Here is a 6388-nt window from a genome sequence, read left to right on the forward strand (position 1 = left end):
CGGCTGGGCCTGGGCTCGGGGCGACCGGGACTGGCTCGGGGAGATCTCCGGAGGTGTCGCGGCCGATCGGGCCGACGACGCGGCGCCGAGTGCGGAGTCCCGCAGCGGCGCACTGGTGGCGGGTGGGGTCACCGCGGCCTGAGTGGCCTGAGTGGCCCGGACACGGGCCCGGGCGTTCGGAGGCGGTGGCGAACCAGGGCAGGGGTCGGCGCGGTCAGACCGAGTTGTCGTAGCGCAGTGATGCGACCACCGCGTCGATCGTCGCCTCCGGCTGGACCCCGGGCTCGTCCTCGTCGGACATCAGCACGAACACGATCGAGGCCGGGGCACCGTCCGCCGCTCTCGTGGAGACCGCGATCGTGTCGAACCGGATGGTCGGCGGCGTGCAGGAGTCGCGGGGCGGCCGGACGGCCCCGCGGAGCGAGACGTACCACGCCGGGACCCCCGAGACGCCGATGCTCCGCGCCTCGGGCACGGGGACGTCCGCACCGTTCCTGGTGAAGCGGCGGTCGATCGAGTCCGCCATGGCCCGGGAGGCGGACTCGGCCTGCTCGCGGGCGTCGCCGGGGAGCACCGCGCTGATGCCGGCCAGCGTGCGGAACGACAGCCCGGAGGCGGCACAGTATCCGCGGTCGGCGATCGAGTTGGCCGTCGTGACGAATCCCGAGCCCCAGTCCGACCCGGGGTCCTGCGGGACGTCCTCGTCACCGGGCGCGGGGGAGCCGAACGGGTCGCCCACCTCCCACTCGGGCGGAACGGAGTAGACCAGGCCGGTCGGGCTGCGGACGTCCTGCCAGTCACCGGGAGGTGGACCCGCGGCCAGGGTGGGGCCGGGTTCCTCGCGGTCGGGGGTGGCGGGGTCCGCGTCGTCGGTCCAGAGCGCGCACCCGGTGAGCGCTGCCACGAGGGAGCCCGCGAGGATCGTCGCGAGCCCGCTCCGGGCCACCGCGACCACGCCCACCCCGGCCATGGCGGTCAGCCCTGCTCGACGAGGGCCTTGATCCGCTTCAGGGAGGTCGACACGCCCCTGTCCATTTCCTTGGTGAACGAGGGCTGTCCGCCGAAGAGCTTGTCGGTGAGGAACGTCGAGATGAAGGTCAGGCCGTTCGGGACCTCACGACGTTCCGTGAGCCGGGTGCCGCCGTCGGCGGTGGGCTCGAGCTCGAAGACCCAGATGGTGGTGTTCTCGGTGATGCGGTTGGCGAACCTTCTGCCGGGCTCGAACTCGACGACACGGCTGGTGGTGGGCCAGAAGATCGGGCCGCGCTTGTTGATGTTGAGCGCCCACGTCCCGGCGGTCGTGCGGCCACCGAGGGCGACGACCTTGTGCGCCTGGCTGCTCCACTGGGGGGCGTTGCGGACCTCGGAGACGACTTCCCAGACCCGGGCCGGTGGGGCGTCGATCTCGATCGAACTCTCGATGGCGGCGGGAGCGGACTCGGTGGGCATGGATGGCCTTCCAATGGGAACGGGCTTCGATGGCGTCTCGATGGTAGGGGACGGGGCGCGGCCGTGCGTGTCGTTCGCCCGCCGCGAACACCGGGCCGCACCCTTTGCACTCGTGGGGGGCGAGTGCTAGAAAAGCGGTTGGCACTCGGCTACCCTGAGTGCCAGCAACACCTGAACTGAGGTCGCAAGGTGAGGCGCGGATCTGACACGGTCCGCTCCGTCCGTCGCGGGCGCCGACGCCGACCACATACGTGTCACCCCACACCCGGAGGATGATTCACCCAATGGCAAAGATGATCGCGTTCGATGAAGAGGCCCGCCGCGGCTTGGAGAGCGGTCTCAACCAGCTCGCCGACGCCGTCAAGGTCACGCTCGGCCCCAAGGGTCGCAACGTCGTGCTGGAGAAGAAGTGGGGCGCCCCCACGATCACCAACGACGGCGTCTCCATCGCCAAGGAGATCGAGCTCGAGGACCCGTACGAGAAGATCGGTGCGGAGCTCGTCAAGGAGGTCGCCAAGAAGACCGACGACGTCGCGGGCGACGGAACCACCACCGCCACCGTCCTGGCCCAGGCGCTCGTGCGCGAGGGCCTGCGCAACGTGGCCGCCGGTGCCAACCCCATGGGCATCAAGCGCGGCATCGAGAAGGCCGTCGAGGCCGTCACCGCGCACCTGATCGCCTCCGCCAAGGAGATCGAGACCAAGGAGCAGATCGCTGCGACCGCCGGCATCTCCGCCGCCGACCCGGCGATCGGCGAGCTCATCGCCCAGGCCATGGACAAGGTCGGCAAGGAGGGCGTGATCACGGTCGAGGAGTCGCAGACCTTCGGCCTGGATCTCGAGCTCACCGAGGGTATGCGCTTCGACAAGGGCTACATCTCGCAGTACTTCATGACGGATCCGGAGCGCCAGGAGGCGGTCATGGAGGATCCGTACGTCCTGCTGGTCTCGGGCAAGGTCTCCACCGTCAAGGACCTCCTCCCGCTGCTGGAGAAGGTCATCGGCGAGGGCAAGTCCCTGCTGATCATCGCCGAGGACGTCGAGGGCGAGGCCCTGTCCACGCTCGTCGTGAACAAGATCCGCGGCACCTTCAAGTCCGTCGCCGTCAAGGCCCCGGGCTTCGGTGACCGTCGCAAGGCCATGCTGCAGGACATCGCGATCCTCACCGGTGGCCAGGTCATCTCCGAGGAGGTCGGCCTCTCGCTCGAGACCGCCGACATCTCCATGCTGGGCAAGGCGCGCAAGGTCGTCGTGACCAAGGACGAGACCACCATCGTCGAGGGTGCGGGCGACCAGGGGCAGATCGAGGGACGGGTCAACCAGATCCGCGCCGAGATCGAGAACTCCGACTCGGACTACGACCGTGAGAAGCTCCAGGAGCGCCTCGCGAAGCTCGCCGGCGGCGTCGCCGTGATCAAGGCGGGCGCGGCCACCGAGGTCGAGCTCAAGGAGCGCAAGCACCGCATCGAGGACGCGGTCCGCAACGCCAAGGCCGCGGTCGAGGAGGGCATCGTCGCCGGCGGCGGCGTCGCCCTGGTCAAGTCCGAGGTCGCCATCGACGGGCTGTCCCTCGAGGGCGAGGAGGCCACCGGTGCGAAGATCGTCAAGTTCGCGCTGAGTGCCCCGCTCAAGCAGATCGCCTTCAACGCCGGTCTCGAGCCGGGCGTCGTGGCGGAGAAGGTCCGGAGCCTCCCGGGCGCCCAGGGCCTCAACGCCGCCACCGGCGAGTACGAGGACCTGCTGGAGGCCGGTATCAACGATCCGGTCAAGGTGACGCGCTCCGCGCTGCAGAACGCCGCCTCCATCGCGGCGCTCTTCCTCACCACCGAGGCCGTCGTGGCCGACAAGCCCGAGCCCGCCGGTCAGGCGATGCCGGGTGGCGACGAGATGGGTGGCATGGGCTTCTGACCCGAGCCCACACAGTACGCCGGGCCGTGGCCCGCACCGGAGAACTCCGGTGCGGGCCACGGCCTTTTGTGCGTGCCCTCGGACGGGTCACGGCGGGCCCGACACTCCTGGACCGCGGTGGCGGTCCCGTAACAGGATCGTCATCTTTCCCCCGCTGCGTAAAGAGCCTGTGATCTGCGGTTACGGTGCCGTTTCGCCCATTGTGGTGGACGCGCGTCCTTTTCTAGTGTTCCTGTCAGGCGCCTCGAAGGGTGCCGTGAACGCACGAGAACGGAGAACACCATGCCCGACTTCGGTCAGCTGTCCGACCTCTTCGGAGGCATCACCGACATCCTCGGAGCCGTCGTCACATTCACCGGGTCGCTGGGGGGCGAGGGGGGCATGAACGACTTCTTCGATGCCGTGTCGAGCATCAGCGCCGACTGATCCCAGAGCCCACCTCCAGAGATAACCACCCAGCAGACCCAGGAGCACACCATGTTCTTCCCCGAGTTCGGATCTCTCGCCGGCGTCAGCGGCGCCCTCGGCTATGTCAACGACTTTCTCGGCGCCTTCGGAGACCTGTTCTCCGGCCTGGCCTACTTCACCGGAGGCGACTTCGAGGAGGCCCTCGCCGGCGGCTTCATGATGTGGTGACCCGAGCCTGCTGAGGGCGGCCATGCCCTCAGCACACCGGTGCGGCCCGTGCGATCTCCCTCGCGCGGGCCGCACTGCTGTGCCACGCGCAGTTATGTGGGCGCTTGTCTAGATGAATGTTTATCGACCTAAAGGTGTCTCCGCGGCGTCGCCACGCCCCGCCCAGCGTGAGGGAAAGTTAATGCACTCGATTAAGTCGTTGACTCAATAGTATTTGCGCAGGCAGATCAAGGTGCTAGGGTTTCCTTGCATCTAGTGATCTGGGTCACGAAGGGTGCCCTGGGCGGATAAGGCGTCACCCGGCTGCCGTCGAGACCGAGGTCACACTTGACTTCGGAGCCGCTCAGATTACGCTGACTCTGGCCCCATGAGCCGGGGCACCACTTTCAAAGGGAGACACACATGCCTGACTTCAGCGCCATCAGTGCCGCACTCACCGCGGTCAAGAACCTCATCGACGGCGTCGTCAGCTTCACGGGTTCGGTCACGGGCGAGGGCACCCTCGACGCGCTGGCGGCACTCGGCAGCCTCGGCGGCGAGACCGTCAACTGATCTGCCTCAGATCCTCGCGCTCCGGCGCACCGCCCCGGCTGCGGCGTAAAGCAGCCGACCCCCCGAACATCATCTCGGCCCGGATCCGTCCGGACCACACCTCTCTATAGGAGTACAGCATGGGTATCGACCTCGGTTCCGTCGGCGAGCTGCTCGGCCCGAAGGGTCTCGTCGACCTCGCGGGCGGCCTGCTCGGCGCCGTCAACAACGTCGTCAAGGGCATCGGCTACTTCGCCGGTGGCGACTTCCAGAAGGCCCTCGACGCCGGCTTCATGGCCTGAGTCGTACGGCTGATCGACAAAGGGCTCCGGGCCTCGCCCGGGGCCCTTTCTCGTGCGCTCCCCGGTGTGGCGCCCGCCCACGCGCCGCGCGGGGTGTATCGGATTTTCTTCATATCGGTAACAAGAGGCCGGGTAGCGTCGATAATGTTGACGTGAGCCGCAAGGGTGGTTCCGCGGTTACCGGCGGGCCACCCGGGTATGTCATCCTCGGATGGTGCCCGGCGGGCGCAAGGCTCGGTCCTGTAGGCACGCTTCCACCTGGGGTGTGCTTAGTGGGACTTGTGTGACTACTGGGAATCGGGTTAGCTGTCAAGCGAGGGTCTGCCCGGGTCCGTCTGTGAACAACGAGAAGGTTAGGCGTCGGAATATGCGTTCAGTCAAGAGCGGCCGGTTGGGCACCAAGGTCGCCGCAGCGGCCATCGCCGCGGCCATGGTCCCCGTCGTTGCCACGGGCACGGCACAGGCCCAGGGTGGCAACATCCAGTACACCAAGGCCACCGCCCAGAACAAGGTCGTCGAGACCCAGCTTCCCGACGGTCGACTGATCGTGTCGGTGTGGTCGGACAAGATGGCCATCGAGGTCCCGAACATCGTGCAGCGCCCCCGCGACGGTAACGCCGGCGCGCCGGTGCTCTACCTGGTCAACGGCGCCGGTGGTGGCGAGGACTCGGCCACCTGGCAGGCGCAGTCGGACGTCCGGGCCTTCATGTCCGACAAGGACGTCTGGACCGTCACCCCGATCGGTGGTGCCTTCTCCTACTACACGGACTGGCAGCGTCACGATCCCAACGTCCAGACCCGCTACGCCCGCGAGACCAACCGCCCGATGGCGTTCGAGACCTACCTCGCGCAGGAGCTCCCGACCCTCTTCGAGGGCCGGTACGGCGGCAACTACCCGAACCGCAAGCGCAGCCTCGCCGCGATCTCGATGACCGCCACCTCGGTCCTGACGATCGCCCAGAACCACCCGGGCCGCTTCCAGGCCATCGGCTCGTACTCGGGTTGTGCCGAGACGTCGACCCCGATCGGCTACCAGTTCATCAACATCGTCACCGGCATGCGTGGCGGCGCGAACCTCGACAACATGTGGGGCCCCTACCCGGGTCCGGGCTGGGTGGCCAACGACCCGGTCGCCCAGGCGCACAAGTTCGTCGCCCAGCGCGACAACGGCACCCTGCCGGCCATGTTCATCTCCACCGGCAACGGCCTGCCCGGCCCGCACGAGTCGCTGGAGAACTGGCGTCTGCGCAACAGCATCCCGGCCCTCGCCAACCAGGCGATCGTCGGCGGCATCATCGAGGCGGCCACGCAGTACTGCACGGCCAACCTCGCCCGCCGCTTCGGCGAGCTGCAGATCCCGGCCCAGTTCGACTTCGCGCCCAACGGCACGCACTCGTGGGGCTACTGGGAGGACGACCTCAAGCAGTCCTGGCCGATGATGGCCCAGGCGATGAACGCGCGCTACGGCCCGATCTGATCGGCTGACGCGCCGGCGCCCCCGGGTCCCGGCTCCGACGGACCCCGTCCCACCATCCGAGTGGGGCGGGGTCCGTCGTCGTCCGT

8 protein-coding genes are annotated in these 6388 nt (G+C 68.2%); 6 read left to right on the top strand and 2 right to left on the bottom strand.

All coding sequences use genetic code 11. From position 1 onward, the window contains the following. Positions 1-214 precede the first annotated feature (214 nt). Positions 215-970 (bottom strand): hypothetical protein, encoded by a 756-nt coding sequence (locus tag G6022_RS08885; protein WP_179523443.1) that lies wholly within the window; start codon positions 968-970, stop codon positions 215-217. A gap of 5 nt (positions 971-975) precedes the next feature. Next, positions 976-1449 (bottom strand): SRPBCC family protein, encoded by a 474-nt coding sequence (locus G6022_RS08890; RefSeq protein WP_179523442.1) that lies wholly within the window; start codon positions 1447-1449, stop codon positions 976-978. Between the two features lie 284 nt (positions 1450-1733). Between G6022_RS08890 and groL the strand changes: the two genes are divergently transcribed. The 6 genes from groL (at position 1734) to G6022_RS08920 (ending at position 6302) form a co-directional block, all read left to right on the top strand. Then, on the top strand, positions 1734-3356 hold the full coding sequence (gene groL / locus G6022_RS08895) for a chaperonin GroEL (RefSeq protein ID WP_179523441.1): 1623 nt from the start codon (positions 1734-1736) through the stop codon (positions 3354-3356). A gap of 282 nt (positions 3357-3638) precedes the next feature. Beyond that, positions 3639-3782, top strand: coding sequence for a hypothetical protein (locus tag G6022_RS08900; RefSeq protein ID WP_182609540.1), 144 nt, complete (start codon positions 3639-3641; stop codon positions 3780-3782). Between the two features lie 51 nt (positions 3783-3833). Then, positions 3834-3992 (top strand): hypothetical protein, encoded by a 159-nt coding sequence (locus G6022_RS08905; protein ID WP_179523440.1) that lies wholly within the window; start codon positions 3834-3836, stop codon positions 3990-3992. A 402-nt stretch (positions 3993-4394) separates the two neighbouring features. After that, entirely contained in the window at positions 4395-4544 is a 150-nt protein-coding gene (locus G6022_RS08910; RefSeq protein ID WP_179523439.1) for a hypothetical protein, read from the top strand. Positions 4545-4663: 119 nt separating this feature from the next. Next, entirely contained in the window at positions 4664-4825 is a 162-nt protein-coding gene (locus G6022_RS08915; protein ID WP_179523438.1) for a hypothetical protein, read from the top strand. Positions 4826-5192: 367 nt separating this feature from the next. Beyond that, a complete protein-coding gene (locus G6022_RS08920; protein ID WP_179523437.1) occupies positions 5193-6302 on the top strand; it encodes an alpha/beta hydrolase family protein in 1110 nt (369 codons plus the stop codon). Positions 6303-6388 lie beyond the last annotated feature (86 nt).

This window comes from Dietzia sp. Cai40, from assembly GCF_014145165.1.
GTDB lineage: Bacteria > Actinomycetota > Actinomycetes > Mycobacteriales > Mycobacteriaceae > Dietzia > Dietzia natronolimnaea.

Coding starts and splice junctions, on each gene's coding strand:
- G6022_RS08905 (WP_179523440.1), top strand. CDS start 3,834: ATGTTCTTCCCCGAGTTCGGATCTCTCGCCGGCGTCAGCGGCGCCCTC.
- G6022_RS08915 (WP_179523438.1), top strand. CDS start 4,664: ATGGGTATCGACCTCGGTTCCGTCGGCGAGCTGCTCGGCCCGAAGGGT.
- G6022_RS08900 (WP_182609540.1), top strand. CDS start 3,639: ATGCCCGACTTCGGTCAGCTGTCCGACCTCTTCGGAGGCATCACCGAC.
- G6022_RS08885 (WP_179523443.1), bottom strand. CDS start 970: ATGGCCGGGGTGGGCGTGGTCGCGGTGGCCCGGAGCGGGCTCGCGACG.
- G6022_RS08890 (WP_179523442.1), bottom strand. CDS start 1,449: ATGCCCACCGAGTCCGCTCCCGCCGCCATCGAGAGTTCGATCGAGATC.
- groL (WP_179523441.1), top strand. CDS start 1,734: ATGGCAAAGATGATCGCGTTCGATGAAGAGGCCCGCCGCGGCTTGGAG.
- G6022_RS08910 (WP_179523439.1), top strand. CDS start 4,395: ATGCCTGACTTCAGCGCCATCAGTGCCGCACTCACCGCGGTCAAGAAC.
- G6022_RS08920 (WP_179523437.1), top strand. CDS start 5,193: ATGCGTTCAGTCAAGAGCGGCCGGTTGGGCACCAAGGTCGCCGCAGCG.